The organism is uncultured Dechloromonas sp. (assembly GCF_945957265.1).
Taxonomy (GTDB): Bacteria; Pseudomonadota; Gammaproteobacteria; order Burkholderiales; family Rhodocyclaceae; genus Azonexus.
Genome location: NZ_CAMFKO010000031.1, coordinates 14,499 through 41,423 on the forward strand (window position 1 = coordinate 14,499; position 26,925 = coordinate 41,423).

Below are 26,925 nucleotides of genomic sequence, written 5' to 3' on the forward strand. Positions count from 1 at the left end.
ACCCCGAAAAAAGCATCGTGCGCCGGCAACGCACCGGCGGGCGCTTTCAGTCAGGACTCTCGCGGGGTCGCCAGCCGATAGCCGTTGCGGCCGGCATCCTTGGCCGCGTAGAGGGCGGCATCGGCGCTGGCACGGATGCTTTCCATGTCGCCCCCATGTTCGGGATAGATCGCCGCGCCGACGCTGGCCGACACCCGCGCCTCACCGCCGGACACGGCGAACGGCTCGAGGAGGACGGCAACGATCCGCCGCGCGACTTCCTCGACCTCATCCCGGCCGCGCAACTGCGGCAGGATGACGGCAAACTCGTCGCCGCCCAGGCGCGCCACGGTATCCGAATCGCGCACGACCTGCTTCATGCGGCGGGCGGCCTCGACCAGGAGCTCGTCTCCGGCCGCATGGCCCATGCTGTCGTTGACCTCCTTGAAGTGGTCGAGGTCGATATAGAGCAGGGCGAACTCGTTGCCGTAGCGTCGCGCCTGGACCAGCGCCATCTGCAAGCGGTCGTAGAACACGCTGCGGTTGGGAAGGTCGGTCAGCGGGTCGCTCTGGGCGCGGTGGCGGAGCAGTTCCTCGACCTCCTTGCGCTGCGTGATGTCGATGAAGGTGGCGACATGGCGCCCGCCGCTTTCCACGCCTTCTTCGCAGATGGCGGAAATGGACAGCCAGACGACGTAAAGCGTGCCATCCGGACGGCGATTCCAGACCTCGCCCTCCCAGCGGCCGTCGGTACCGAGTTGCTGCCACAGGGACTGGAAGAAATCGGGGTCATGGCGACCGGAACCCAGGCAGCGCGGATCCTTGCCCAGCAACTCGCAGGGGCGGTAGCCGGTGATCGCGGTGAAAGCGGGGTTGATCTGCATGATGTGGTTTTTCGCGTCGGTCACGACGATCCCCTCGGACGCGCTTTCCATCACCGCCGCCGATATCTGGAGCGCCCTTTCGTCGGCCAGGCGCTCGGTCACATCCTTGATGCTGACGACCCACTGGCCGTCCCGGGCCGCCCGGTCGATACGCGCGACATGCACGTCGCCGACGCGCAGATGGCTGCCATCCGGTCGTGCAAAGCGCACCCGCGACGTGGCCGAGACTGCCCCACCCTGCAGGCGCCGCGCCAGGTTGCCTTCGACCTGCGAACGCTCCGACGCGACGACGAAGCTCGGCAGGGGCTCGCCGAGAACCGCGGACAACTCCATGCCCAGCAGCGCCGCCGTCTGCTCGTTGGCGTAGACGATCTTGAAGCAAGGCGCCTCGATGATCACGATCGCATCCTGGCTGGTCTCCAGGACCGAGCGATAGCGCGCCTCGCTCTCCGAGATCAGCACTTCCTTGCGCTTGCGCTCGGCGACTTCCTCGCGCAACTGCGTATTGAGCGTCGACAGGTCCGCCGTGCGCGCCTCGATCAGCCGCTCCTGGCCGGCCGAAATATCCTGCAGGCGCAGAAAGTTCTGGCGCGAAACCCAGATGACGAAATGGATCAGCAGGGCGAGGCACAGGGCGCCGCCGCCAAGCACCGAGGCGGCGCGGAAACGCTGCGCCTGGCGAATTTCCAGTATGTTCCCGGCCGGCATGGTGACGCTGATCCCGCCGCGGATATCCCCGAGCTTGTAGCCTTGCTCGGCGTGGCAGGTCAGGCAGGCCTGCTTGATCATCAGCGGCGCCATGTAGCGGTGCTGCGGGCCGCGCTCCTCGAAAACCAGGTCGAGGATTTCCGTCCGGCCCTGCTCGAAACGGTGCAGCGCCTCGGTTTCCCAGGCATCCGCGGCGTTGGCCGGGCGAATCGGCTTGAGGCTGGTGAGATGGAAGCGCACGCCATCCACCTGCTCGGCGATCTCCGCGATCTGCCGGGTCATGAAGGCCGGATTGATCATGGTCAGCCGCATGCCGTCGCGTGTTTCCAGGTCGCGCTGAGGATGCGCCAGATACGGGTTGGGCTGGGTCGTCTCGGTGATCGGCACATACACGCCGCCATGCCGGGCATTCCAGTCCCGGGTCAGCTCGACCAGGCGAAACAGCACGGCGCCGCGCTCGCGGGCCAGCGTATTCATCTGCTCGTCGATCCCCCTGAATTCGATGAACAGCAAGCTGCCGGCCAGCAGGGCGACCAGGAGATAGGCCGTGGCGACCCAGCCCCGGTAACCGAGATGAACCAGCGAACCGAATCGAGCCTCGCGAAGAGGCACCTGGAATTGACCCATGAAGGGAGGTAGCACACCGAAAATAAATTGCCAACACTTACAATATCATCAAATTCACAAATGCAACAGTCCTATTGCCGGCATCCCGCACGTCGTCTCCGATGGTACGCTTCCCCCCTCTCGCATCCCCCCGTTTCCTTCGATGTTCGCCAAGCTCCTCCCCGCGCTCGCCCTGATCGGCCTGGCGCTACCCGCAGCCGCCGACGGCCTGCCCCCCGACGTGCTGAAATCGCTGAAAGCCGCCCAGATTCCCGCCGCGCAGGTTGCCGTCGTGGTCCAGCCGGTCGATGGCGCGCCGCCCCTGGTCGCCCACAACGCCAGCCAGCCAATGAACCCGGCCTCGGTCATGAAGCTGCTCACCACCTATGCGGCGCTCGACCTGCTGGGCCCGGCCTACACCTGGAAAACCACGGTCTGGACGGAGCAGGCGCCGACGGATGGCGTGCTCGACGGCAACGTCTATATCCGCGGCAGCGGCGACCCGCGCTTCGCCATCGAACACCTGTGGAGCCTGCTGCGCCAGCTGCGCGTGCGTGGCATCCAGCAGATCGCCGGCGATGTCGTGCTCGACCGCAGCGCCTTCAACGTACCGGCCATCGACCCCGGCGCCTTCGACGACAAGCCGATGCGCCCGTACAACGTCGGCCCCGATGGCCTGCTGCTCAATTTCCGCGCTATGCGCTTCACGCTCCTGCCCGACAACGGCAAGCCGCGCGTATTGATGGAAACACCGAGCGAAGGGCTGCGCGTCGACAACCAGTTGCGGGCCGGCAACGGCGACTGCGGCAGCAACTGGAAAGACCTGGTCAGCGTCCGCCTGGTCCCCGAGAACAACGGCAACCGCCTGGAATTCACCGGCAGCTACGCGGCGCTGTGCGGAGAACGATCGCTCAACCTCGCCCCGCTGCCGGCCGACGCCCAGGCCGGCGGACTGATCCGCGCCCTGTGGAAGGAACTCGGCGGCAGCATCAACGGCCAGGTCCGCGCCGGCACCGTGCCGGTCGGCGCCAGGCTGCTCACCCAGCACGAGTCGGCGCCGCTGGCCGACGCCGCACGCGACATCAACAAGTTCAGCAACAACGTCATGGCCCGCCAGGTTTTCCTGACCCTGGGCAACAACGATGCCCCCGCCACCGCCGAACGCTCGAAACAGCGAATCGCCGAGTGGCTGGCCGGACGCAGGCTGCGCTTCGGCGAACTGGTGCTCGACAACGGGTCGGGCCTGTCGCGCAGCGAGCGCATCAGCGCCGACAGCATGAACCGCCTGCTGCTGGACGCCTGGAAAAGCCCCGTCATGCCCGAATTTATCGCCAGCATGCCGATCGTCGGCATCGACGGCACCATGAAGAAGCGCCTGAAGGAGGCGACGGCAACCGGCCGGGCGCACATCAAGACCGGCACCCTGGACGGCGTCAAGACGGCCGCCGGCTACGCCCTGGATGCCCAGGGGCGGCGCTACGCGGTGACTTTCTTCATCAACCACCCCAAGGCCCAGGCCGGCGCGGCGGCCATCGATGCGCTGATCGACTGGGTGGCCCAGCGGCGCCTCGGCGAAAAGGCGCCGCCGCTGGACAATGAATAAGGGAGCGGCCTTGCCGGGCGGTTTCCTCGACGAGGCGGGGCTCAACCGGCAACACGTATTCGCCCTGGACAGCCTCCCGGCGGCGGTGCTCGCCGCGCTCGACATCCAGCCCGGCGAGCGGCAGCTGATCCTGATCGGCCATGGCGGGCGGCGGCTGTGGGAGCGCCTCCAGGCAAGCGGCATGACGGGTGACGACCCGATTGACGACTACAGCACCCGGACCGTCCGGCACTGGTTCGCCCGGGAACTGCCGGAGCACCGCTTCCGCATCCTGTTCCCCGGAACGCGCCCGATCGGCCTGCAGGCGCTGGGCGCGCTGGCCGGCTGGCACCAGCCCTCGCCGCTGATGATCGGGGTCGATGCCGAGTGGGGCAGCTGGTACGCCTACCGCGCCGTCGTCGTCGCCGATACCGATTTCGCCCCCTCACCCCGCCACGCCGGGCACAGCCCGTGCCCGACCTGCCCCGACGCCCCCTGCATCCGCGCCTGCCCAGCCGGTGCGCTGCAGGGCGGACGCTTCGATCTCGAGGCCTGCAGCCGCTACCGCCTGAGGCCGGACTCCCCCTGCGCCGAGGGCTGCCTGGCTCGACAGGCCTGCCCGGCGGGCAGCGAACACCGTTACGACGACGCCCAGATCCGGCATAGCTACGCCCGCTCGCTGGCCGTCATCCGGCAGTACTACGCCACCGAAAACCGCACTCCCGAACGGCGATGACCCACTCCAAGCTCCTCCACCACAACCTCTTCGAAGACGCGCAAGCCATTCTGGTGGCGCCCCTGATCTTCGCCTTCGCCGTCATGCTCTTTCGCGAGGCCGGCCTGCTCACCGGCGGCACGGTCGGCGTCGCCTTCCTCGCCCACTACCTGAGCGGCTGGTCCATGGGCTCGCTGCTCATCGCCATCAACCTGCCGTTCTATGGTCTAGCCCTGCGCGCCATGGGCAAGGCTTTCACGATCAAGACCTTCCTCGCGGTCGGCCTGCTGGCGCTGTATACCGAATTCCTGCCCAGCCTGATCCAGATCCAGGGCCTCAACCGCTGGTTCGCCGCCGTCATGGGCGGCTTCCTGGCCGGCATCAGCCTGCTCATGCTGATCCGCCACAAGGCCAGCCTGGGCGGCCTCGGCATCCTGGTGATCCACCTGCAGAACACCCGCGGCTGGCGCGCCGGCAAGCTGCAAATGGCTGCCGACTGCATCATCCTGCTCGCCGCCGCCTTCATTCGCGACCCGCTCAGCGTCGGCCTGTCGATCGTCGGCGCCCTCGCCCTGAACCTTGTAATTGCCGTCAATCACAAGGCCGGCCGCTACATGGGCACCTGAACCCGGCGAGCGCTGCCGGGCTCCGCTCAGGCGACCGGCCGCACCCCCGACAGCGCCAGCCAGCCGCGCACGACGCGATAGCCGACCCACAGGCCGAGCAGGACGATCAGTATCCAGGCGAGGGGTATGCCGATGATGGTGATGATCAGCAGGCCATAGACCATCAGCCAGAGCAGCGTGAACCAGAAGGTGCGGATCTGCCAGACGAAGTGGCTTTCCAGCCAGGTGCCGGCCACATCGCCGCGCTTCAGGTAGTTGAGGAAGACGGCGAGCAGCGACGGCAGGCCGAAGACGAAGCCGCCGGCGACCGTGGCCGACGAGGTGACGCCGATGACCACGGCCACGGCGTGCAGGCCGTAGATGACGTGGGTCAGCTGCACCAGCGACGGGCGAACGCCCTGCAGGTCGGGCGACGGGATGGGTTCGTTCATGCCGTTTCCTCCGGAAGATGTTTCTGCATGAGCAGCGCATGGCCGGCTGCCGGGTCGAGCGTGTAGGGCGCGAAGCCGGCCTGCCGATAGGAGGCCATCGCCCGCGCGTTGCTGGAAAGGACTTCCAGCGTCAGCTTGCAGCAGCCGAGCGCCCGGGCGCGCGCTTCGGCCCAGGCCAGCAGGGCCTGGCCGATGCCACAGCCGCGATGGCCGGCGCGCACGATCAGGTCGTGGACATTGAGCAGGGGCATGGCCGCGAAGGTGGAAAAACCGGCGAAGCAGTCGATCAGGCCGACCGCCTGGCCGTCGAGCCAGGCCAGCGCGCCATGGTAGCCGGGAACCTGGCGCATGGTGCCGACCAGGTGGAGCTTGGCGTAGTCCGAGAGACCATCGCCGCCGCCCATCGGATCGCGGGCGTAGTGCTCGAGCAGATCGAGAAAGGCTTCGACGTGAGCCGGATCGTCCAGATCGACGGCGCTGATGACAAGACGGGAATGCATGCGGGCAAGGCCTGAAAGCGGAGGAAGGGCACCATATTAAAGCGCCCTCCCGGCACAGCTCAACCCAGCGCGAAAACGGTTTCCGTTCCCTCGTCCCAGCCGTCCCACAGGTAGTCGTCGGCCTTGCCGTCGGCGATCAGGCGCAGGGCGTAATTGACCTGCTCCTTGTAGAAATCGCAGAAGGCGCCGATCTTCTCCATGCCGCCGTTCATTTCGAAAGCCTCGGCCGGGCACGGCGAGCCGCAGAAGTGGCGGATCGCGCAGTCGCCGCAGGGGCTGAAGCGGTCGACATCGCGCGTCGTCACCTCGCGGAAGGCGGCGGAATCCAGCGCCGCCTCGACGCCGCCGGTGAGCAGGCTGCCGCCGTTGAAGCGCGGCAGGCCGATGAACTCGCTGCACGGGTAGAGGCCGCCGTCGGCGGCCAGCGCGAAGAAGGCGCGGCCGCCGCCGCAGGGCGAGATGTCGCACATCAGCCGGCGCGCCGTCGGCGCCAGGATGCCGATCAGGATATTGGCGAAGTTGGCGACCATCAGCTTGCGCCCGGTTTCCCGGTACAGCTCGTGGCTGCGGTCGAGAGCGGCGAAGAAGGCCTTGTCCATGTCGCCGTCGGCCGGCTTGACGCCGCGCGCCCCGGGCAGGGTGCAGCGCAGGGTGTTGAGCATGCAGGTCGGCACCTCGTGGGCGTGGAACAGCTCGACCATGCGCGTCAGGTAGGGCAGGTTTTCCGTCGTGCACGTGGTAATCACGCTCCACGAGCCGTAGCCGCGCAGTTTTTCCATGGCCCGCAGCACCTTGTCGTGCACGCTCTTGCCGCCCCAGGTCCGCCGGGTGGCGTCGGTGATGCCCGCCACCGGGCCGTCGAGCGACAGGCCGATGCTGACGTTACGCGAGGTCAGGAAATCGAGCGCCGCGTCGTCGAGCAGCGTGCCGTTGGTCTGCAGGCCGAAGACGAAATCGTCGCCGAAGACATCGATCGCCGCGAAAACGGCGGCCTGGTTCATCAGCGGCTCGGCGCCGTGGAAGATGGCGCGCGGCTTGCGACCTTCCGGCATCACCGAACGGAAGTAGTCGCGCAGCTTGCCCAGCGAGGTGAGCAGGGTACCGACCGGCATGTGCTTGCCGCCGCTGCGCTGGGTATCGGGCAGGTAGCAGTAGGTGCAGTCGAGATTGCAGCGCTCGGTCGGGTTCAGATAGACGCCCGAGGGCTTCAGGCCGAAGCGCAGGGCGTGCAGTTCCTGGCGGAAGCCGTCGGCCTTCTGGTGGTAGGCGGCCAGCGTCGCCGGGTCGAGCCCCTCGCCGACCCTGTTCTTGTCGACCAGCGCCCAGAAGGCGGTATCCGGATCGGTCAGCGCGGCATAGCGGTCGTGGCCGATATCCACGGGCTGGAAACGCGGGTCGCGCAGCGCCTCCGGAGGCAGCGCCGCGGTCATTTGGCCGCCTTCCGGTCCATCAGCACGTAGTGCGACAGGCCGATGCCGTCCGGGTTGCAGCTCTTGCGGCTGGCGATGGTCGGGGCGGCCGGCTGCGCCTGCGGCGCGACGGTGGCTTGGGTTGCAACGGTGCCGGCGGCGGCTTGAGAAACGATCTGGGACATTTTCCACTCCTCGGGAAGACAAAAACAAAAAGGGCCCCGGCTGAGCGCACGCTGCTTGCATGCACTCAGCCGGAGCCCTTGCCTTGGCTCCAGTCAGGAATCGAATCGTCTTCTGGCTTCCGGATCAGCCGAAGCGCTGCGCCTTCCCGGCGAGGTGAACCTCGCAAGTGGCTGGTCTGACGACCGTGCAGTCTTCGTCCCCGGTTACAGCGGCGGGCCCGCCACGGATTCGCACCGTGTTCCGTATTTCGATTCCAACAGGAGGGCGGATTCTCTCAAACCGCCGCGCCGCGGGTCAATTCGTCCTAAAGACCTAGTTCCTGCCACATCGCATCGACCTTTCTTTTCACGTCGCCATCCATCACGATGGGCCGCCCCCACTCGCGATTCGTCTCGCCCGGCCACTTGTTGGTGGCGTCCAGCCCCATCTTGGAACCGAGGCCGGCGACCGGGCTGGCGAAATCGAGGTAGTCGATCGGCGTGTTGTCGACCAGGGTCGTGTCGCGGGTGGCGTCCATGCGCGTCGTCATCGCCCACACCACTTCCTTCCAGTCGCGGATGTCGATGTCGTCGTCCACGACGATGATGGTCTTGGTGTACATGAACTGGCGCAGGAAACTCCAGATGCCGAACATGATGCGCTTGGCGTGGCCGGGGTACTGCTTCTTGATCGAAACGATGGCCATGCGGTACGAGCAGCCTTCCGGCGGCAGGTAGAAATCGACGATTTCCGGGTACTGCTTCTGGAGCAGCGGCACGAACACCTCGTTGAGCGCTACCCCGAGCACGGCCGGCTCGTCGGGCGGCTTGCCGGTGTAGGTGCTGTGGTAGATCGGGTTGCGGCGCATGGTGATGCGCTCGATGGTGAACACCGGGAATTCGGCCTGCTCGTTGTAGTAGCCGGTGTGGTCGCCGTAGGGGCCTTCGAGCGCCATCTCGCCGGGATGGATGACGCCTTCGAGCACGATCTCGGCCGAGGCCGGCACCTGCAGCGTCGAACCGAGGCATTGCGTCAGCTCGGTCTTGCCGCCGCGCAGCAGGCCGGCGAACTGGTATTCGGACAGCGAATCGGGCACCGGCGTCACGGCGCCGAGGATGGTCGCCGGATCACAGCCGAGCACGACGGCGACCGGGAAGGGCTGACCGGGGTTGGCCAGCTGGTGGTCGCGGAAATCGAGCGCCCCGCCGCGATGGGCCAGCCAGCGCATGATCACCTTGTTCGGCCCGAGCACCTGCTGGCGGTAGATGCCGAGGTTCTGCCGGTTCTTGTGCGGCCCCTTCGTGACGACCAGCCCCCAGGTGATCAGCGGCGCGATGTCGCCCGGCCAGCAATGCTGGATCGGCAGCCTGGCCAGATCGACGTCCTTGCCCTCCCACACCACTTCCTGGCACGGCGCGTTCGACACCTTCTTCGGCGCCATGTTGAGCACCTGCTTGAGGATGGGCAGCTTGTCCCAGGCGTCCTTCAGGCCCTTGGGCGGCTCCGGCTCCTTGAGGTAGGCGAGCAGCTTGCCGACCTCGCGCAGGGCCAGCACCGACTCCTCGCCCATGCCCAGCGCCACGCGCTTCGGCGTACCGAACAGGTTGGCGAGCACCGGAATCGTGTGCCCCTTGGGCTTCTCGAACAGCACGGCCGGGCCTTCGGCACGCAGCACGCGGTCGCAGATTTCGGTCATTTCGAGGCAGGTATCGACCTCGACGCCGACGCGCTTCAGCTCGCCGGTCTTTTCCAGTTGCGACATGAAGTCGCGCAGATCGTGGTATTTCATCCGAAGTTCTTTCCGGCCAGCAGGAAGTCGACGACGATGCCGGCGAAGATGCTGGCGCCGACCCAGTTGTTGTGCAGAAAGGCCTTGAAGCACGGCATCCGCTCGCGGCCCCTGATCCAGGTGTAATGCACGCCCATGATGCCGGCAGCGACGGCCAGTCCGGCGTAGAAAGCCCAGCCCAGGCGCAGCGTGGCGCCGATCCAGCCGATGATGAGCAGGGTCGCCGCGTAGCACCCCATCACCGCCGCCACGTCGTAGCGGCCGAAGGTGATGGCCGAGGTCTTGATGCCGATCTTCAGGTCGTCGTCGCGATCGACCATGGCGTACTCGGTGTCGTAGGCGACCGCCCAGAAGACGTTGGCGAGCAGCAGCCACCACGCCTCGGCCGGCACGCCGCCCTGCTGCGCGGCATAGGCCATCGGGATGCCGAAGCCGAAGGCAATGCCCAGGTAGGCCTGGGGGATGGCGAAGAAACGCTTGGTGAAAGGGTAGCTGGCGGCGAGAAACACCGCCGGCACCGACAGCCAGACGACCAGCGGCTTGCCGAGCAGGAGCACCAGCGCGAAGGCGGCGAGGCACAGCCCGGCGAACAGCCACAGCGCCTCGCGGGTCGTCACCTTGCCGGCGGTCAGCGGGCGTTCCCGGGTGCGTTCGACGTGCTTGTCGAAATCCCGGTCGGCGAAGTCGTTGATGACGCAACCGGCCGAGCGCATCAGCACGGTGCCGAGCACGAAGACGCCAAGCACCGCGATCTCAGGACGCCCCTGCGCGGAGAGCCACAGCGCCCACAGCGTCGGCCAGAGCAGCAGCATGATGCCGATCGGCTTGTCGAGCCGCATCAGCCGTTCGTACAGATCGAGTTTTTCCTTGAGCGCGGTCCAGTTCATCGTTGGATTCTACCGTGGCATCCGGCGGCGTCCCGCGAGCTCATTGCACCGCCTGGCGGCGCGCCTGCTGCCAGGCGACCACGGCCTGCCCGGAATGGGCGAGGATGGCCTGGTAGCGAGCTTCGGGCAGGGCATGGCGCAGCGAGGCGAAGAGCTGCTGCGTGCCATCCTGGGCCAGCGGCGACGCGGGAGCCTGGTCGGACAGCAGGCAGATCTGGATGTTGGCCAGCGCGTCGGCCACCAGCCGCCAGCCCAGCTCCGGCATTTTCCGGTCGAGCGCCACCATCAGGCTGCCCAGCGTCTGCACGATGGTCTCCACCTGCGCCGCCGACTCGCAAGCCGCCATCGCGTGCCACAGGGCGAGGTGGATGCTGCGCCGCAACTCGACCTTGAAGTCGACGACATCGCCCTCGACCGCGTCGATCTGCTCGAAGTATTTCTGGAAGCGGCTTTCCTCGCGGGCATCGAGACGGGTGCGCAGGCCGCCGATCAAGGCCGTCAGCGGATGGATGGCGGTCAGCCCGAAGGCCTGCGTGTAGGCCAGCCCCCACTGGTCGAGGCCGCCGATCAGCAAGGCCAGGCGCAAGGCGCGCGCCTCGTCGCTGCCGCCGGCCCGGCACCAGTTGGCGCATTGCGAGGCCACCTCGCCGAGCACGCCGACGTCGGGAGCCCCATCGTTCGACGCGGCCTGCCGGAAAACCCCGGCGAAGACATCCTGCGCCATGCGCGCAGCCAGGCGCTGGGTATCGGCGTTGGCCAGGGCGGCCAGTTGATCGGCGGGAATTTGTGCGGCAGTCGTCATGTCGAAGGCGGGCAAACGTAAAAACCGCCATTTTACCGGGCGACCGGGCGGCCTGCTGCCTAAGCTGGATCGCATCGCAGGTATCATCCACAAAAACGCCCCGCCAGGGGCCGAAATCGACCCATACAGAGAACCCTCCCATGAACGCACCGCTATACGCCATCCCGCTCAAGACCTTGAGCGGCCAAGCCACCGACCTCGGCCAATACCGGGGCCAGGCCCTGCTCATCGTCAACGTCGCCTCGAAATGCGGACTGACGCCCCAGTACGCCGGCCTGGAAACCCTGTTCGAGACCTACCGCGGCCGCGGCCTGCAGGTGCTCGGCTTTCCGTGCAACGACTTCGCCGGCCAGGAGCCGGGCAGCGCCGACGAAATCGCCGCCTTCTGCACGGCGCAATACGGCGTCGGCTTCCCGATGTTCGAGAAGCTCGCCATCAACAGCGCGCCGCGCCATCCGCTCTACGCTCACCTGATCGCCGCCCGGCCCGAGATCAGCTTCCCGGCCGCCAGCGATTTCGTCGACAAGCTCGGCGAGTACGACATGCTGCCCAAGCAGCCGGACGACGTGCTGTGGAATTTCGAGAAATTCCTGGTCGGCCGCGACGGCACGGTATTGCAACGCTTTTCGCCCGACACCCGGCCGGACGACGAGGCGCTCGTCGCCGCCATCGAAGCCGCCCTCGCCCAGGCCTGAACCCGCATGAACACACGCCACACCCCGCCGGCGCCGGCAGCCAGGCCCGACGTTTGCCAACCGACCGGCTCGGCCGAACTGGCCATGCTCGACGTCTACATGCCGATGATGAAGTCGGCCGCCATCCTGTCGGCCGGCAAGCTGGGCCTGTTCGAAGCCCTCGCCGACGGCCCGCTCGCCATCGCCAGCCTGGCCGACAAGCTGCAATCCAGCCTCCGGGGCACCGCTGACCTGGCCGACTTCCTGGTCACCATCGGCTACCTGGAAAGGCAGGGCGAGCAATTTGCCAACACCGCCAGCACGCAGCGCTGGTTCACCTCGGCCGGCCGCGTCGACTACACCCCCGGCCTGCGCTGGACCCTCGAAGCCTGGCCGATGATGGGCGACCTGAGCGCCGCCGTCCGCCGCGGCGGCCCGCAAACCACCCTGTGGCAGGCGATGGAGGACAGGCCGCAGCTCGGCGCCACCTTCTCCGCCTACATGGACGCCTTTGCCGGCGACCTCGGTCCCGACCTGCTCGCCCACGTGCCCGTTGCGCCCGGACACCGCCGCCTGCTCGACCTCGGCGGCTCACACGGCATGCACTCGATCCGCTTCTGCCAGCGCCACCCGCAACTCGACGCCCTGATCGTCGACCTGCCCAGCGCGCTGAGCGAAACCGCCACCACCATCGCCCGTCACGACCTCTCCGAACGCATCCACGTCAGCCCCGGCGAACTGCTGGTGCACGACTGGCACGGGCAGCACGACGTGGTGCTCTACCTCTCGGTCGCCCACAACCACACCGCCGACGAAAACACGCTGGCCATCCGGCAGATTCACGAGGCGCTCAACCCCGGCGGCCTGCTGGTCATCCACGAATACCTCGCCGACACGCCCGGCAACGCCTTCATGGCGGCCTTCCGGCTGACCCTGCTCTACGAGACCGGCACCCAGACCTACCGCCACGAGCAATACCAGACCTGGCTCGAGGATGCCGGTTTCTCGGGCATCAGGCGCATCGACCTCGACCCGCTGGAAAAAGGCTCGCTGATCCTCGCCCGGAAAGCCTGATCGGCCGGAGCGCCCCCTCGAGCCGCCCGCCCGGGCGCTGATCGGCGCGATGCCGGCAGCGCCCACGGAAACTTTTTCCAAGGCTTAGCACTCTTAGACAGCGAGTGCTAAAATGATCGTGAACCTTGAAGGAGGACTTAACGCTATGACCCATGCCTTGGCGCTTCCCATCCCCTCGACCGTCGGCAACATCGACGCCTACATCCAGGCGGCGAACCGTTACCCGATGCTGTCCGAAGCGGAGGAAATCGGGCTGGCCGAGCGTTTCCACAACGATGGCGATGTGGAGCCGGCGCGGCAGCTCGTGCTCTCCCACCTGCGCCTCGTCATCTCCATCGCCCGCGGCTATCTGGGCTATGGCCTGCCGCACGCCGACCTGATCCAGGAAGGCAACATCGGCCTGATGAAGGCGGTCAAGCGCTACGACCCGGCGCGCGGCGTGCGCCTGGTGTCCTTCGCTATGCACTGGATCAAGGCCGAGATTCACGAGTACATCCTGAAGAACTGGCGCCTGGTCAAGGTCGCCACGACCAAGGCGCAGCGCAAGCTGTTCTTCAACCTGCGCAGCCTGAAGAACGAGTACGAGGGTATCGACACCCTGTCCGGCACGCAGGCGGCCGAAGTGGCCGCGCGCCTGGGCGTCAAGCGCGACGAGGTGGTCGAGATGGAAACCCGCCTCTCCGGCCGCGACCTGGCGCTGGAAGGCAATCCGGACGACGGCGATGAAGCCTTCGCGCCGATCGACTACCTGGCCGACTCGCGTTACGAGCCGACCCGGGTTCTCGAAAACAAGGCGCTGGCCTACCAGCAGAACGAAGGCCTGCATGCCGCGCTGGAAGGCCTGGACCCGCGCAGCCGCCGCATCGTCGAGGCGCGCTGGCTGAGCGAAGGCGAGGCGGCGACCCTGCATGAACTGGCGGCCGAGTTCGACGTATCCGCCGAGCGTATTCGCCAGATCGAGGTCAAGGCGCTGCAGAAGATGCGCGGCTTGCTGGCTGCCGCCTGACGCGCCGACGCCAAAAAACGAAAAGGGAGCCGCGGCTCCCTTTTTTTACGTCGCTCGATCAGTTCTTTTTCTTGGCCGCCTTGCCCTTGCCTTCGGCGAGGTTGCCCTTGAAGTCGTTGTCGACCAGCGGCGGTGCATCGACCTGCGGCACGTGGCACTGGACGCAGTTGTGGCGGGCGGCCGAGGCTTCCGGCAAGACCTTGCCTTCACGGTCGCGGAAGTGGCTGTCGCCGATCTTCGGCGCTTTCTTCTTCTGGTAATTGGCCGCGCCGTGGCAGGTCATGCACTGGTTTTCCTCGAGCGTGATCTCGTCGAAGTTTTCCACCGCATGGGGGATGACCGGCGGTTGCTCCTTGAAGGTTCGCGCCACCTTCTCCTGCCCGCCCGGCTTGCCGCCCAGGTACTTTTTGGCCTCGGGGGCCTGGTCGACGGCGGCGACATCGCTGCCGCGCATCGGCTTCGGCGCCTCCTGGGCGAAGGCCGGCGAGGCGAACGCCCAGCAGGCGACGGACGCCAGAACGGCACAGGACAGCTTCAGGGTGTGTTTCATGATGGGCGCTCCTCCTCTAAGACTCGATCATCACTTGGCTCCGGGCTGCACCCCGATGGTGGCAGTTGAAGCCGGGTTATTGCTGCGTAGTCCGAAGTGGAATACATCCTTCGAACAGACATCGATGCAACGTCCGCAATTGGTGCAGTTGGCGGCCAGGATCATCGGCCCGACGCCCTTGCCCTCCCCCTTGAGGGCGGGACGGATGACCTGCGGTTCCGGGCAGACTTCGAAGCAGTCCATGCAGTCGTTGCAGGCGCTGCGCCGGCTGGCCGAAATCCGCACCGGGCTCCACTTGCCGAGCAGGCCGTAGAAGGCGCCCACCGGGCAAAGCCGGCCGCACCAGCCGCGTGTCATCACGAACAGGTCGAACAGGAAAATGGCGAGGACGATCATCCAGGCGCTGCCGAGCCCGAAGATCAGGCCGCGATGCAGCATCGACACCGGATTGACCAGCTCCCACACCACCACGCCGGTCAGCGCCGAAGCGACCAGGGTCATGCCGAGAATCCAGTAGCGCGTCTTGGCCGACAGGCTGCTCGCCCCCTTGATGCCGAGCCGGTCGCGCAGCCAGCCGGCGGTGTCGGTGACCATGTTGATCGGGCACACCCAGCTGCAATAGACGCGGCCGCCGACCAGGAAATAGAAGGCAACGGCGATGGCGACGCCGATCAGGCCCAGCTTTTCCGGCACATGGCCGGCCATCAGCGACTGCAGCGCGACATAGGGATCGGTCAGCGGCAGCACGTTCAGGGTATGGCTGTAATTGAGGTTGCCCTTGACGATCCAGATCCCGGCCAGGGGCCCGATCATGAACAGCGCGAGGATAGAAAGCTGCGACAGGCGGCGCAGGATCAGCCACTTGTGGGCGCCCAGCCAGCCTTTTTCCTCGACCGCCTCGGCGCCGATGCGCTTCTTGTGGGAAACCTGGCTCATGGCTTGCCCCCCAGGCCGGGCGGCAGGCTGGGAATGCTCACCGCCTCCTGGCCCGACATGCCACGCATGGCTTCGGTCTGGCCCGATGCGGGATCGTAGTGGCCGGGCAGGCGCGCGCCTTCCGGCAGGCGGTCGGGCAGGTCGACCATCTTCGATTCGTCGATCAGCGAATGGCCGGCCTTCTTCTGCTCCTCCCAGCCCAGCCGGTAGTGCTTGCCAAGTTCGCCCTTGGCCAGCTTGGCCGGCAGCACGCGGATGGCGGCCTCTTCCAGCACGCAGGATTTCTCGCATTTGCCGCAGCCGGTGCAATGCTCGGAGTGCACGGTGGGCAGGAACATGGCATGCCGGCCGGTGCGCGTATTCGGCTGCATGTCGAGCGTGATCGCCTTGTCGATGACCGGGCACACGCGGTAACAGACGTCGCAGCGCAGGCCGAGGAAGTTGAGGCAGGTTTCGTGGTCGATCAGCACCGCGAGGCCCATTTTCGCCTTGTTGATGTCGGTCAGCCCATGGTCCAGCGCCTGGGTCGGGCAAGCCTTGACGCAGGGAATGTCCTCGCACATCTCGCACGGGATGTTGCGCGCGGTGAAATACGGCGTGCCGGTCGCCACCGGGGCTTCCGGCCTGGCCAGTTCGAGGGTGTTGTACGGGCAGTCGCGCACGCACAGGCCGCAACGGATGCAGGCGCCGAGGAAATCGGCCTCCGGCAAGGCGCCGGGCGGGCGCAGGGCGAGGGCGGGCAGCGCCTTCGATTGCTTGGCATAGAGGCCGAGCCCCAGCCCGAGCATGCCGACGCCGCACACCATCTTGGCGGAGTCGAACAGGAACTGGCGGCGTGCCGCCTTATTTTTTGGGGGTGTTGCTGTCATCTCTCATCTACTCTGCAGTTCAGCCAGCGCCGGATGGGCCCCTTTTCCCATCCGGTACCGGCACTCCCTGATTGCCTTGTTGTTCCTTTACGCCTTCACCACCTTGCAGGCGCACTTCTTGTAGTCCGTCTCTTTCGAGATCGGACAGGTCGCATCCAGCGTCAGCTTGTTGACCAGGCGATGCTCGTCGAAGAAGGGAGCGAACACCAGCCCGACCGGCGGCTTGTTGCGCCCCTTGGTTTCGACGCGCAGCTGGACTTCGCCGCGGCGGGTGGCCAGCTTGACCACGTCGTTGCGGGCCAGGCCGCGCTTCTTGGCATCTTCCGGATGCATGTAGAGCACCGCGTCCGGCATCGCCTTGTAGAGTTCCGGCACGCGGCGGGTCATCGAGCCGGTGTGCCAGTGTTCCAGCACGCGCCCGGTGCACAGCCACAGATCGTAGTCGGCATCCGGCATTTCGGCGGCCGGCTGGTAGGGCAGCGCGAAGGCGATGGCCTTGCCGTCGGGATAGCCGTAGAAACGCACGCCCTCGCCCTTCGGCACGTAGGTGTCGTAACCCTCGCGGAAGCGCCACAGCGTTTCCTTGCCATCCACCACCGGCCAGCGCAGGCCGCGTGCCTTGTGATAGACGTCGAACAGCGCCAGGTCGTGCGCCTTGCCGCGACCGAAGCTGGCATATTCCTCGAACAGGCCTTTCTGCACGTAGAAGCCGAAGGCCTGCGACTCGTCGTTCATGTAGTCCTTGATGCCGTGGGCGTTGACCTTGGCCACCTCGTCCAGGCCGAACCTGTTGACCTGGCCGTTGGCGTAGAGCACGTCGTACAGGGTCTTGCCCTTGTATTCCGGATTCTTGTCGAGCAGCTCGGCCGGCCACACTTCCTCGATCCTGAAGCGCTTCGAGAACTCCATGTACTGCCACAGGTCGGACCTGCCCTCGCCCGGCGCCTTGACCTGCTGGCGCCACATCTGGCCGCGCCGCTCGGCGTTGCCGTACATGCCTTCCTTTTCCATCCACATGGCACAGGGCAGGATCAGGTCGGCCGACATCGCCGACACCGTCGGATAGACATCGGAAACGACGACGAAGGCCTTGGGATTGCGCCAGCCCGGGTAGATTTCTTCATTGACGTTCGGCCCGGCCTGCATGTTGTTGGTCGTCGACGTCCAGTAGAAGCCGAGCTTGCCGTCCTTCAGGGCGCGGCTCTGGGCGACGGCGTGCAGGCCGATCCAGTCGGGAATGGTGCCGGCCGGGAGTTTCCACAGCTTCTCCGACAGCTCGCGGTGCTTGGGATTCATCACCACCATGTCGGCCGGCAGGCGGTGGGCGAAGGTGCCCACCTCGCGCGCCGTACCGCAGGCCGAGGGCTGGCCGGTCAGCGAGAACGGTCCGTTGCCCGGCTCGGAAATCTTGCCGACCAGCAGATGCACGTTGTAGATCATGTTGTTCACCCAGGTGCCCCGGGTGTGCTGGTTGAAGCCCATGGTCCAGTAGGAAACGACCTTGATCTTCGGGTCGGCGTAGGCCTTGGCCAGCGCTTCGAGGTTTTCCTTCGGCACGCCGGAAATCTCGTGCGCCTTGTCCAGCGTGTATTCGGAAACGAAGGCGGCGAACTCGTCGAAAGTCATCGGCGTCGAGTTGTTCGGGTTGCCCTTGGGCTTGCCGTCCTCCCCAGGGTAGCCGTTGTTCATCGCCACCTTTTCCAGCGGGTGGTTCGGACGCAGGCCGTAGCCGATGTCAGTCACGCCCTTGGCGAACTTGACGTGCCTGGCGACGAACTCCTTGTTCACCGCACCGGTGGTGATGATGTGGTTGCAGATGTAGTTGAGGATGGCCAGGTCGGACTGCGGCTTGAAGATCAGCGTGTTGTCGGCCAGCTCGCAGGAGCGGTGGCTGAACGTGGACAGCACGTGCACCTTGACGTTCTTGGCGCTCAGCCGGCGGTCGGTGATGCGCGACCACAGGATCGGGTGCATCTCGGCCATGTTCGAGCCCCACAGCGCGAAGACGTCGGCATGCTCGGCGTCGTCGTAGCAGCCCATCGGCTCGTCGATGCCGAAGGTGCGCATGAAGCCGGCCACCGCCGAAGCCATGCAGTGACGGGCATTGGGGTCGATGTTGTTGGAGCGGAAACCGGCCTTGAACAGCTTGGCGGCGGCATAGCCTTCCCACACCGTCCACTGCCCCGAGCCGAACATGGCGATATTGCGCGGCCCGCCTTCCTTGAGCGCGGCCTTGCACTTCTCTTCCATGATGTCGAAGGCCTGCTTCCAGGAAATCGGCTTGAAGTCGCCGTTCTTGTCGAACTTGCCGTCCTTCATGCGCAGCATCGGCGTCTGCAGGCGGTCCTTGCCGTACATGATCTTGGACAGGAAATAACCCTTGATGCAGTTCAGGCCGCGATTCACCGGCGCATCGGGATCGCCCTGGGTGGCTACGACCCGGCCGTCCTTGACCCCGACCAGCACGCCGCAACCGGTACCGCAGTAACGGCAGACCCCCTTGTCCCAGCGCACCCCGTCGCCGCCCTTCTGCTGGGCCGCAGCCAGGCCGGGAACGGTAATGCCGGCGGTCGCGGCAGCCGCCGCCACCGCGTTGCTCTTGATGAAATCACGCCGGGTCAGTTTCACTTGCATCATCTCAGGCCTCCTCGTCTGGATCGGATTCGTACTGGTGGTACACCAGCGAGGCCGAGAGCACGCCCGGCATCCGGTGTATCGCTTCAAATGTGGTGACCGTGGCGCCTTCCGATGCGCTTTCGATGGAGACGATGATGCGCCCATCCTCATTGACGACATGAACTTCCACACCCTCGAGCAGCCGCAAGCCTGCGGCCACCTGCGCGGCGTCATCCGGCAAGGCGCCGATGATGACGCTGGAAATATTGACCCCTTGGGAGACTTTCATGTCCATGCTACGCCCAGTCAGTTTGATGTCAGCTCGCGCAGGCTACGCTCATCAGGACATGCTTCTTTAGCGCAGATCAAATCCGACGAAATACCCCTGCAACTTCTAATGAAATGTTGACGGGGATCAAATACCGGGCAAAACGCGCCGCGCGTTCGCCGTGGTCGCCGCAACGACGGCAGCGCGGGTCATGCCGCGCAAACCGGCCAGCACGTCGGCGATGGCCGGCAATTCGGCCGGCTCGTTGCGGCCGCCGTTCAGCCAGGCGGGCGGGATATCCGGGGCATCGGTTTCGAGGACGATGGATTCCAGCGGCAGCTCGGCGGCCAGCGCCCGGATGCGGGTCGAGCCGCTGAAGGTCATGGCGCCGCCAAAGCCGAGGGCGAAGCCGAGTTCGATGAAAATGTCGGCCTGCTGACGGCTGCCGTTGAAGGCATGGGCAATGCCGCCGCGCACCCGGAAGCGGCGCAGCTGCTTGAGTATCGGATCAACGGCCCGCCGCACATGGAGCAGGACCGGCAAATCGAAGTCGCGGGCCAGTTTCAGCTGTTCGACAAAGAAAAATTCCTGGCGTTGGGGATCGAGGCCGCTGACGTAATGATCGAGGCCGATCTCGCCGACCGCGACCGGGCTTTCTGCCGCCAGCCACTGGCGCAGCGTGGCCAGATCGCCTGGCACCGCCTGCATCACGTAAAGGGGGTGGATGCCGTAGGCCGCCGCGCAACCGGCGTATTGCGCCACCGTCTGCTGCGTCTTCGCGAACCCGGCGACGGCCACCGCCGGCACGACCAGCGTCGATACGCCGGCCGCCAGCGCCGCCGCATGCACCTCGCGTCGGTCGCCGTCGAATTCGGCCGCGTCGAGGTGGCAGTGGGTGTCGATCATCAGCGCAGGAAGGGGAAGTCGGGGTCGGGCAGCGTGCCGCTCATCATCTCGGCCAGCGCCGCCCCCGAGCCGCAGGCCATCGTCCAGCCCAGCGTGCCGTGGCCGGTATTGAGCCACAGGTTGCCGAAACGGGTGCGGCCGATCAGCGGCACGTTCGACGGCGTTGCCGGGCGCAGGCCGCACCAGAACGCCGGTTCGCCGACGGTCTGCAGGCGCGGGAACAACTGCCGCGTGCGGTCGATCAAGGCCTGGCAGCGCACCGGATTGAGCTCGAGGTTGTAACCGTTGAATTCGGCCGTACCGGCCACCCGCAAGCGATTGCCCAGCCGCGAGAAGACCAGCTTGCGCTCGTCGTCGGTCACGCTGACCGTCGGCGCATGGCTGTCTTCGGCCAGCGCCAGCGTCGCCGAATAGCCCTTGGCCGGATAGACCGGCACTGGCAGGCCGATCGGGCGCAACAGGAGCGGCGAATAACTGCCCAGCGCCACCACGTAGGCATCGGCCGTCAGCAACTCCGGCGCCTTGCCGTTGTGCACCACCACGCCGGCCACCTTGCCGGCGCGGGTGGCAATCCGCTCGATCGTCGTGTCCATGTGGAACGCGACCCCCGCCGCTTGGGCATGCCCGGCCAGGGCTCGGGTAAAGCGATGGGCATCGCCCGATTCGTCCGAGCGCGTGTAGTCGCCGCCGACGAGCAAATGGCCGGCATCGGCGAGCGCCGGCTCCAGCTGCAGGCAACGCGCGACATCGACCGTGTCGCGGTCGAGCCCCAGCTGGCGCATCAGCCGGGAAGCTTCGGCCGCCTGGGCGAAATCCCGGCGGTCGGTATAAACGTGAAGGATGCCGCGCTCGAGGTGGTCGTACTGCAGGTCGAGCTCGGCGCGCAGGGCCTGCAGGCAGCGCCGGCTGTACAGCGCGAGGCTGACGATGGCGGCGATGTTCTGCTGCGTCCGGCCGGGCAGGCATTCGACGAGAAAACGCAGGCCCCAGGCGAGCTGCGCCGGATCGGCACGCCACCGCCACAGCAAGGGAGCGTCCTCGCGACCCAGCCATTTCAGGACGCGCGGCAGGACGTGCGGATTGGCCCACGGTTCGGCATGGGAAACGGAAATCTGGCCGCCGTTGGCAAAGCTGGTTTCGTTGCCGGCCACCGGCTGACGGTCGACGACCGTCACCTGGTGCCCTGCCCGGGCGAGGTACCACGCACTCGTTGTGCCGACGACGCCGGCGCCCAGCACGAGTATCCTCAAGCCTCCCCTCCCCTTTCACGGGCGATCCGGGTGACCTCGGGAATGTGGCGGATGCCGCGCATCACGGCGGCCAGGTGATTGCGATGGGCGACCTGGACGGTGAAGCGCAGGCTGTTGTACAGCCGCTCCGGATCGGTATCCATCGACACATGTTCGATATTGGACCCGGCCTCGGCAATGGCGGAGGCCACCTGGGCGAGCACGCCGCGGGCATTCTTGACTTCGACGTTGATGCGGATGTCGAACAGTTTGCCCTCTTCCGGCTCCCATTCGACGTCGATCCATTTTTGCGGCTCGGCCGAACGCGACTTGCGGATGGTCGGGCAGTCGTGGGTATGGATGATCAGGCCGCTGCCCTTGCGGATCGAACCGATGATCGGATCGCCGGGAATCGGCTGGCAGCAGCGGGCCAGCTGGATGGCCATGCCTTCGGTGCCGTGGATGGCCAGGGTCATGTTGCTCGGCGAGTCGGCCGACAGGTCTTCGCGCGCCAGCAGGCGGCGGGCGACGACCGAGGGCAGGCGCTTGCCAAGGCCGATTTCGGTATAGACGTCCTCCATCGACTTCTGCCCACCCGCCTTGACCAGGGAATCCCAGGCCTCGGCCGGAATCGAAATGGGCACCACGCCCAGCGACAGCAGTTCCTGGCGCAGCAGGCGCTCGCCGAGACGGGCCGATTCCTCGTTCTGCATGGTGCGCAGGAAATGGCGGATCTTGCTGCGCGCGCGGCCGGTCTTGACGTAGGTCAGCCACACCGGGTTGGGGCTGGCCTGCGGCGAGGTGATGATTTCGACGAGATCGCCATTGCGCAGTTCGCTGCGCAGCGGCGCCAGTTCGTGATTGACCCGCGCCGCCGAACAATGATGGCCGACATCGGTGTGCACGGCGTAGGCGAAGTCGACCACCGTCGCGCCGCGCGGCATGGCCAGGATCTTGCCCTTCGGCGTGAAGACATAGACCTCGTCGGGGAAGAGATCGATCTTGACGTTCTCGAAGAACTCCGACGAATCGCTGGTCTGCATCTCGAGCAGCGACTGCAGCCATTTGTGCGTCTTGATCTGCAGGTCGGCGCTCGACTCGTCCATGTCCTTGTACAGCCAGTGCGCCGCCACGCCTTCCTGCGCAACGTGGTGCATCTCGCGGGTGCGGATCTGCACCTCGACCGGCGTGCCGTAGGGGCCGATCAGCGTGGTGTGCAATGACTGGTAGCCGTTGGCCTTGGGAATGGCGATGTAGTCCTTGAACTTGCCGGGAACCGGCTTGAACAGGCTGTGCAGGGCGCCAAGCGCGAGGTAGCAGGTCGGCACGTTGTCGACCACCACGCGAAAACCGTAGATATCGAGCACCTGCGAGAAGGACAGGTGCTTGTCCTTCATCTTGCGGAAGATGGAATACAGGCTCTTTTCGCGCCCGAAGACCTCCGCCCGCAGGCCGGCGTTCGCCAGCTTGTCGCGAATGCCGTCGAGGATGCGGGTGAGCAGTTCCTTGCGGTTGCCGCGCGCGGCGTTGAGCGCCTTGGACAGGACCTCGGCGCGATGCGGGTGGATCAGCGAAAACGACAGGTCCTGCAGTTCGCGATAGAGCTTGTTCAGGCCCAGGCGCAGGGCGATCGGCGCGTAGATTTCCAGCGTCTCGCGGGCGATGCGGGCACGCTTGTCGGCGCGCATCGCCGACATGGTCTGCAGGTTGTGCTGGCGGTCGGCCAGCTTGATGAGCACGACGCGCAGATCGCGCGCCATGGCCATCAGCATCTTGCGGAAGTTCTCGGCCTGCGCCTCCTGGTAGGAAGCGAACTCCATCTTGTCGAGCTTGGACAGGCCGTCGACCAGCTCGGCGACTTCCTTGCCGAATTTCTCGGCCAGTTCGTGCTTGGTGGTGCCGGTATCCTCCAGCACATCGTGCATCAGCGCCGCGCAGATCGCATCGGCGTCCATCCGCCACTCGACCACGGCGCCGGCAACAGCCAGCGGATGGGTGATATAGGGCTCGCCCGACATGCGCTTCTGGTGCGCGTGGGCCTTGGCCGCGAAGGCATACGCGGCCTTGATTCTCGTTACATCGGCGGGAGGAAGATAGTCGAGACTATCGAGGAAAACCCGGTAGGCGGGTTCCACACAGGCGGGCGGTGCAGGATCCATAGGTCTTCACCGCCCCATGACTCAGACCTGACCGCGGTTCAGCACTTCCAGACCGACTTTGCCAGAGCCCATTTCCTTGAGCGCGACGACCGTCGGCTTGTGCTTTTCGGCATCGACCAGCGGCGTGGCGCCATTGGCCAGCTGACGGGCGCGATGGGCGGCGGCCAGGGTCATCTGGAAACGGTTCGGAATTCTCTTCAGGCAATCATCAACAGTAACGCGAGCCATGCTAAACCTCTAATTTCAAATCAATCTTTCGAACAGGGCGGCGTGACGGACACGCTGGGCCCCGAAGCTCAGGCGGGAGGCGCGCACGACGGCACGCAAATCTTCCAGTGCCTGAACCAACTGGTCGTTAATAATAACATAGTCGAATTCGCCGACATGGCGCATCTCGGCCTGCGCCGCCGCCAGGCGACGGGCGATGACGTCGGCGCTGTCGGTGCCGCGCCCGGTCAGGCGGCTGGTCAGCTCGGCCATCGACGGCGGCAGGATGAAGATGCCGATCGCCTCGGGGAAGAGCTTGCGCACCTGTTGCGCTCCCTGCCAGTCGATTTCCAGCAGCACGTCGTGGCCGGCCGCCAGCTGGTCGGCGATCCATTTTTTCGAGGTGCCGTAGAAGTTGCCATGCACCTCGGCCCACTCCAGGAATTCCTGGCGGGCGATCATGGCCTGGAACTCGACCGTGTCGACGAAATGGTACTCGCGCCCGTTCTCCTCGCCCGGACGCGGGCCGCGCGTCGTGAAGGAGATCGACAGATGGACGCAGTTTTCCTGCTCCAGCAGCATGCGCACCAAGGTGGTCTTGCCCGCCCCCGACGGAGCGGCAACGACAAAGAGATTTCCGGCCATTCGTATGTTTCCCGTGCTAGCTGGCGCCGAGCGCCAAAAACGTCATTGTAGCGGCGGCTTCGGCAACCAGCGCCGCAGTATCTGATTCAGGCGCTCCGGATCGACCGGCTTGGCGAGATGATCGTTCATGCCGGCGGCCAGGCAGCGCTGGCGATCCTCGGCGAAGGCATTGGCCGTCATGGCGATGATCGGGATCACCGCGTAATCCGGCATCCCCCGGATGCGGCGCGTGACCTCGAGCCCGTCGATGCCCGGCATCTGCAGGTCCATCAGGATCAGGTCGTAGCGGGCGGCCTGCGCCCTGGCAACGGCCTGTTCGCCATCCTCGGCCATATCGAGCGGCAGGCCGGTGATTTCGCGGATCAGCTCGCTCGCCACCTCGCGATTCAAGGGCTCGTCCTCGACGAGCAGGATGCGTGCGGCCGGATTGTGCCGCAGCGGATAGTCCTGCCCGCCTCCCGCCTCGTCCCCGGCGGCCGCGCCGGGTGCCGCCTTGCCGAAACGCGCGGTCATCCAGAAGGTGCTGCCCTCTCCCGGCGTGCTGTCGACACCGGTCTGGCCGCCCATCAGTTCGGCCAGGCGCTGGGTAATGACCAGGCCAAGCCCGGTTCCGCCATACTTCCGGGTCGTCGAGTTGTCGGCCTGCTCGAAGGGACGGAACAGCCGCTGACGCACCGCCTCGGGAATGCCGATACCGCTGTCCTGAACCTCGAAGCGCACGAGCAGGCTGTGCTCGTCCTCGTCGACCACCGAGCCGCGCAGGACGATGCTGCCCGACTCGGTGAACTTGATCGCATTGCCGACATAGTTCAGCAAGGCCTGGCTGAGCCGCGTGCTGTCGCCGACCATGCAGGGCGGCAGGCCGTCCATCGCCGTCCGGAACGCCACGCCCTTGGCCGCGGCCTTGTCGATATTCAGCCCGACGACCCGCCCGAGCACGTCCGCGACGCGGAAGGATGCCTGTTCAAGCACCAGCTTTCCCGATTCGATCTTGGAAATGTCGAGGACGTCGTTGATGATCGACAGCAGGTGATCGGCCGAGGCCAGGACCTTGTCGAGCCGGTCGGCCTGACGCGGCGCAAGCTCGTCCCGCTTGAGCAGGTGGGCCAGGCCGACAATGGCGTTCATCGGCGTGCGGATTTCGTGGCTCATGTTGGCCAGGAAGGCGCTCTTCGCCCGGTTGGCCGACTCGGCGGCATCCTTGGCCTGTTCGAGCTGCGCCGTCCGGTCCCGGACCAGCACCTCGAGATGCTGGCGATAGTTTTCCAGCTCCTGTGCGTTGCGTTTCGGCGCGTCGATATCCGCGATGAGCCCGACCAGGCCGACGAATTTGCCTTGCTCGTCGAGCAGGCGCCGCCCGCACAGGAAGCCCCAGAACATCGAGCCGTCGCGGCGGATGTATTCCCGCTCCAGCCGGACGAAGGGAATCTCGGAAGCCATCAGCTTGAGCATTTTCTGGCGCCCCTCCTCCCGCTCGGCGGGATGGACCAGCGCCACGTATTCGTCGCCGATCAGCTCCGCCATGGGGATCCCCCACATCGCCGACATCCGTTCGTTGGCCATCACGATGCGCCCTTGCGGATCGACCAGGAAAATCGCGCCGTCGGAGGTATCGAACAGCGTCCGCAGTATCCGCTCACGCTCGCCGAGGCGGCTGGCATAGCGATGCATCATGAACAGCGCGCCGCCGCTCAGGGCGATGAACAGGAGCAGCATGGTCAGGATGACCCGACGCTGTCCCTGCCAGGGCTGCAGGTAGTGATCCTCGGGAACGCCGACGTCGATGTAGAACCGGTAATCCGGATTGAAGCGATAGGCATGCAGCCGAGGCGGGCCGTCGCCGCCGGCTTCGCCGGAAACGTAGGCGCCTTCGCGCGGATTGCTCGCCAGCGCCGTGCTGAACTCCCGCGACACGCCCGTCGAACCGGGCTCGGAAAGCGTTTCGTTCGTCGGCACCCGGACCAGCAGGGTCAGATCCTGGTCGCGCCAGGAGATCGAACCGGCATCGCCGATCCGCAGCCCGGCAAACCGTTGCTGAAAATAATTCAGATCGACACCGGCGTAAGCGACCCCGGCAAACGCCCCGCGCACATCGGGCAGGCGCCGCGCGATGACGACCAGCGACTTGCCGGTGATCCTTCCCACCAGCGGCTTGGACATGACCCGGTCAAGCGCCGGGTTATCGCGCAGGAGACGAAAGTAATCCCGGTCATCAACCTTCAGGCCGGCCCCGCCGCCACCGCCAAACCCGACCACGGAAACGCCCGCGGCATCGGCAATGCGCAGCACCCCCAGTTGCGGCAGGCGTTCTCGCTGGCGGCTGAGAAAACCCTCCATGGCCTCGGGCGAGCCACGGGCGTTCACCACACGCTCCACGTAATGATCGATGGCGTCCCGCAGCAACAGGTCGACCTTCTCCAGGGACGCGGCCACATCGCGCTCGACCAGCAGGGAGAGGTTTTCGGTCGTCTGTTGGGTCTGACTGCGATGCTGACTGAGGCTGGTCGTCAGCAGGTAGGCGCCGAGGGCGATGGCCGACAGGATCACCGCCAGCCAGCCCAGGATGAAGCGTTGCGTCAGCGCCGTCGGCGACAGGGTAGTAGCGGCGCCGACGGCTTGCATGGTCCGGCGTCTTGGATCTGAATCAGTAGTGGCGTGGGTGATCCCACGCCACTACTGATTCGCCGTTATTCGATCGTTGAG

Annotated in this window: 25 protein-coding genes and 1 riboswitch; of the genes, 6 read left to right on the forward strand and 19 right to left on the reverse strand. The window is 66.1% G+C overall.

Going from position 1 to position 26,925, the window contains the following annotated elements:
• Positions 1-50: 50 nt before the first annotated feature.
• Complete coding sequence (locus Q0P59_RS14975; protein WP_295007680.1) at positions 51-2,198, reverse strand: diguanylate cyclase; 2,148 nt, start codon at positions 2,196-2,198, stop codon at positions 51-53.
• Positions 2,199-2,340: 142 nt separating this feature from the next.
• On the opposite strand from Q0P59_RS14975, the gene dacB reads away from it, so the two are divergent.
• Genes dacB through Q0P59_RS14990 form a run of 3 tightly spaced genes read left to right on the forward strand, consistent with a single transcriptional unit; the run spans position 2,341 to position 5,100 of the window.
• Positions 2,341-3,780 carry a D-alanyl-D-alanine carboxypeptidase/D-alanyl-D-alanine-endopeptidase gene (gene dacB / locus Q0P59_RS14980; protein ID WP_295007683.1) on the forward strand — a complete coding sequence of 480 codons (1,440 nt, stop codon included), beginning with the start codon at positions 2,341-2,343 and terminating at the stop codon, positions 3,778-3,780.
• Positions 3,773-4,495 carry a hypothetical protein gene (locus Q0P59_RS14985; protein WP_295007685.1) on the forward strand — a complete coding sequence of 241 codons (723 nt, stop codon included), beginning with the start codon at positions 3,773-3,775 and terminating at the stop codon, positions 4,493-4,495. The genes dacB and Q0P59_RS14985 overlap by 8 nt, the downstream gene beginning before the upstream one ends.
• The gene (locus Q0P59_RS14990; RefSeq protein WP_295007687.1) at positions 4,492-5,100 is read left to right on the forward strand and encodes a YitT family protein; all 609 of its coding nucleotides are present in this window, start codon (positions 4,492-4,494) and stop codon (positions 5,098-5,100) included. Before Q0P59_RS14985 ends, Q0P59_RS14990 begins: the two co-directional genes overlap by 4 nt.
• A gap of 26 nt (positions 5,101-5,126) precedes the next feature.
• Here the strand turns inward: Q0P59_RS14990 and Q0P59_RS14995 are convergent, their stop codons facing one another.
• The 7 genes from Q0P59_RS14995 to Q0P59_RS15025 form a co-directional block, all read right to left on the reverse strand.
• Positions 5,127-5,531, reverse strand: coding sequence for a hypothetical protein (locus tag Q0P59_RS14995; RefSeq protein ID WP_295007689.1), 405 nt, complete (start codon positions 5,529-5,531; stop codon positions 5,127-5,129).
• Positions 5,528-6,031, reverse strand: a complete 504-nt coding sequence (locus tag Q0P59_RS15000) for a GNAT family N-acetyltransferase (protein ID WP_295007692.1) — start codon at positions 6,029-6,031, stop codon at positions 5,528-5,530. Before Q0P59_RS15000 ends, Q0P59_RS14995 begins: the two co-directional genes overlap by 4 nt.
• 59 nt (positions 6,032-6,090) lie before the next feature.
• Positions 6,091-7,461, reverse strand: coding sequence for a peptide-modifying radical SAM enzyme CbpB (cbpB, locus tag Q0P59_RS15005; protein ID WP_295007694.1), 1,371 nt, complete (start codon positions 7,459-7,461; stop codon positions 6,091-6,093).
• Positions 7,458-7,625, reverse strand: a complete 168-nt coding sequence (cbpA, locus tag Q0P59_RS15010; RefSeq protein WP_295007696.1) for a modified peptide precursor CbpA — start codon at positions 7,623-7,625, stop codon at positions 7,458-7,460. Before cbpA ends, cbpB begins: the two co-directional genes overlap by 4 nt.
• Before the next feature lie 84 nt (positions 7,626-7,709).
• A riboswitch (cobalamin riboswitch) is annotated at positions 7,710-7,899 on the reverse strand.
• 31 nt (positions 7,900-7,930) lie between these two features.
• On the reverse strand, positions 7,931-9,394 hold the full coding sequence (gene ubiD, locus Q0P59_RS15015) for a 4-hydroxy-3-polyprenylbenzoate decarboxylase (RefSeq protein WP_295007697.1): 1,464 nt from the start codon (positions 9,392-9,394) through the stop codon (positions 7,931-7,933).
• A complete protein-coding gene (gene ubiA, locus Q0P59_RS15020; protein WP_295007699.1) occupies positions 9,391-10,281 on the reverse strand; it encodes a 4-hydroxybenzoate octaprenyltransferase in 891 nt (296 codons plus the stop codon). The genes ubiD and ubiA overlap by 4 nt, the downstream gene beginning before the upstream one ends.
• A gap of 40 nt (positions 10,282-10,321) precedes the next feature.
• Complete coding sequence (locus tag Q0P59_RS15025; RefSeq protein WP_295007701.1) at positions 10,322-11,083, reverse strand: hypothetical protein; 762 nt, start codon at positions 11,081-11,083, stop codon at positions 10,322-10,324.
• A 140-nt stretch (positions 11,084-11,223) separates the two neighbouring features.
• Between Q0P59_RS15025 and Q0P59_RS15030 the strand changes: the two genes are divergently transcribed.
• From Q0P59_RS15030 to rpoH, 3 genes are all read left to right on the forward strand, one after another.
• Complete coding sequence (locus Q0P59_RS15030) at positions 11,224-11,778, forward strand: glutathione peroxidase (protein WP_295007703.1); 555 nt, start codon at positions 11,224-11,226, stop codon at positions 11,776-11,778.
• A 6-nt stretch (positions 11,779-11,784) separates the two neighbouring features.
• Complete coding sequence (locus tag Q0P59_RS15035; protein WP_295007705.1) at positions 11,785-12,831, forward strand: methyltransferase; 1,047 nt, start codon at positions 11,785-11,787, stop codon at positions 12,829-12,831.
• Positions 12,832-12,976: 145 nt separating this feature from the next.
• Complete coding sequence (rpoH, locus tag Q0P59_RS15040) at positions 12,977-13,837, forward strand: RNA polymerase sigma factor RpoH (protein WP_295007707.1); 861 nt, start codon at positions 12,977-12,979, stop codon at positions 13,835-13,837.
• A 58-nt stretch (positions 13,838-13,895) separates the two neighbouring features.
• Here the strand turns inward: rpoH and Q0P59_RS15045 are convergent, their stop codons facing one another.
• The 11 genes from Q0P59_RS15045 to Q0P59_RS15095 form a co-directional block, all read right to left on the reverse strand.
• A complete protein-coding gene (locus Q0P59_RS15045) occupies positions 13,896-14,387 on the reverse strand; it encodes a nitrate reductase cytochrome c-type subunit (protein ID WP_295007709.1) in 492 nt (163 codons plus the stop codon).
• A gap of 30 nt (positions 14,388-14,417) precedes the next feature.
• Positions 14,418-15,323 (reverse strand): quinol dehydrogenase ferredoxin subunit NapH, encoded by a 906-nt coding sequence (napH, locus tag Q0P59_RS15050; RefSeq protein WP_295007711.1) that lies wholly within the window; start codon positions 15,321-15,323, stop codon positions 14,418-14,420.
• A complete protein-coding gene (gene napG / locus Q0P59_RS15055) occupies positions 15,320-16,192 on the reverse strand; it encodes a ferredoxin-type protein NapG (RefSeq protein ID WP_295007713.1) in 873 nt (290 codons plus the stop codon). The genes napH and napG overlap by 4 nt, the downstream gene beginning before the upstream one ends.
• An 87-nt stretch (positions 16,193-16,279) precedes the next feature.
• Positions 16,280-18,820, reverse strand: a complete 2,541-nt coding sequence (gene napA, locus Q0P59_RS15060) for a nitrate reductase catalytic subunit NapA (RefSeq protein WP_295007742.1) — start codon at positions 18,818-18,820, stop codon at positions 16,280-16,282.
• Between the two features lie 10 nt (positions 18,821-18,830).
• Positions 18,831-19,097, reverse strand: a complete 267-nt coding sequence (locus Q0P59_RS15065) for a chaperone NapD (RefSeq protein ID WP_295007715.1) — start codon at positions 19,095-19,097, stop codon at positions 18,831-18,833.
• A 126-nt stretch (positions 19,098-19,223) separates the two neighbouring features.
• Positions 19,224-19,985 (reverse strand): TatD family hydrolase, encoded by a 762-nt coding sequence (locus tag Q0P59_RS15070; protein ID WP_295007744.1) that lies wholly within the window; start codon positions 19,983-19,985, stop codon positions 19,224-19,226.
• Positions 19,982-21,232, reverse strand: coding sequence for a D-amino acid dehydrogenase (locus Q0P59_RS15075; protein ID WP_295007717.1), 1,251 nt, complete (start codon positions 21,230-21,232; stop codon positions 19,982-19,984). The genes Q0P59_RS15070 and Q0P59_RS15075 overlap by 4 nt, the downstream gene beginning before the upstream one ends.
• Positions 21,229-23,370: a bifunctional (p)ppGpp synthetase/guanosine-3',5'-bis(diphosphate) 3'-pyrophosphohydrolase gene (locus Q0P59_RS15080; protein ID WP_295007719.1), complete on the reverse strand. Its 2,142-nt coding sequence runs from the start codon at positions 23,368-23,370 to the stop codon at positions 21,229-21,231. The genes Q0P59_RS15075 and Q0P59_RS15080 overlap by 4 nt, the downstream gene beginning before the upstream one ends.
• Before the next feature lie 21 nt (positions 23,371-23,391).
• On the reverse strand, positions 23,392-23,598 hold the full coding sequence (gene rpoZ / locus Q0P59_RS15085) for a DNA-directed RNA polymerase subunit omega (RefSeq protein ID WP_295007721.1): 207 nt from the start codon (positions 23,596-23,598) through the stop codon (positions 23,392-23,394).
• Positions 23,599-23,613: 15 nt separating this feature from the next.
• On the reverse strand, positions 23,614-24,222 hold the full coding sequence (gene gmk / locus Q0P59_RS15090; RefSeq protein WP_295007723.1) for a guanylate kinase: 609 nt from the start codon (positions 24,220-24,222) through the stop codon (positions 23,614-23,616).
• Between the two features lie 42 nt (positions 24,223-24,264).
• On the reverse strand, positions 24,265-26,844 hold the full coding sequence (locus Q0P59_RS15095) for a response regulator (RefSeq protein ID WP_295007725.1): 2,580 nt from the start codon (positions 26,842-26,844) through the stop codon (positions 24,265-24,267).
• Between the last annotated feature and the right edge of the window lie 81 nt (positions 26,845-26,925).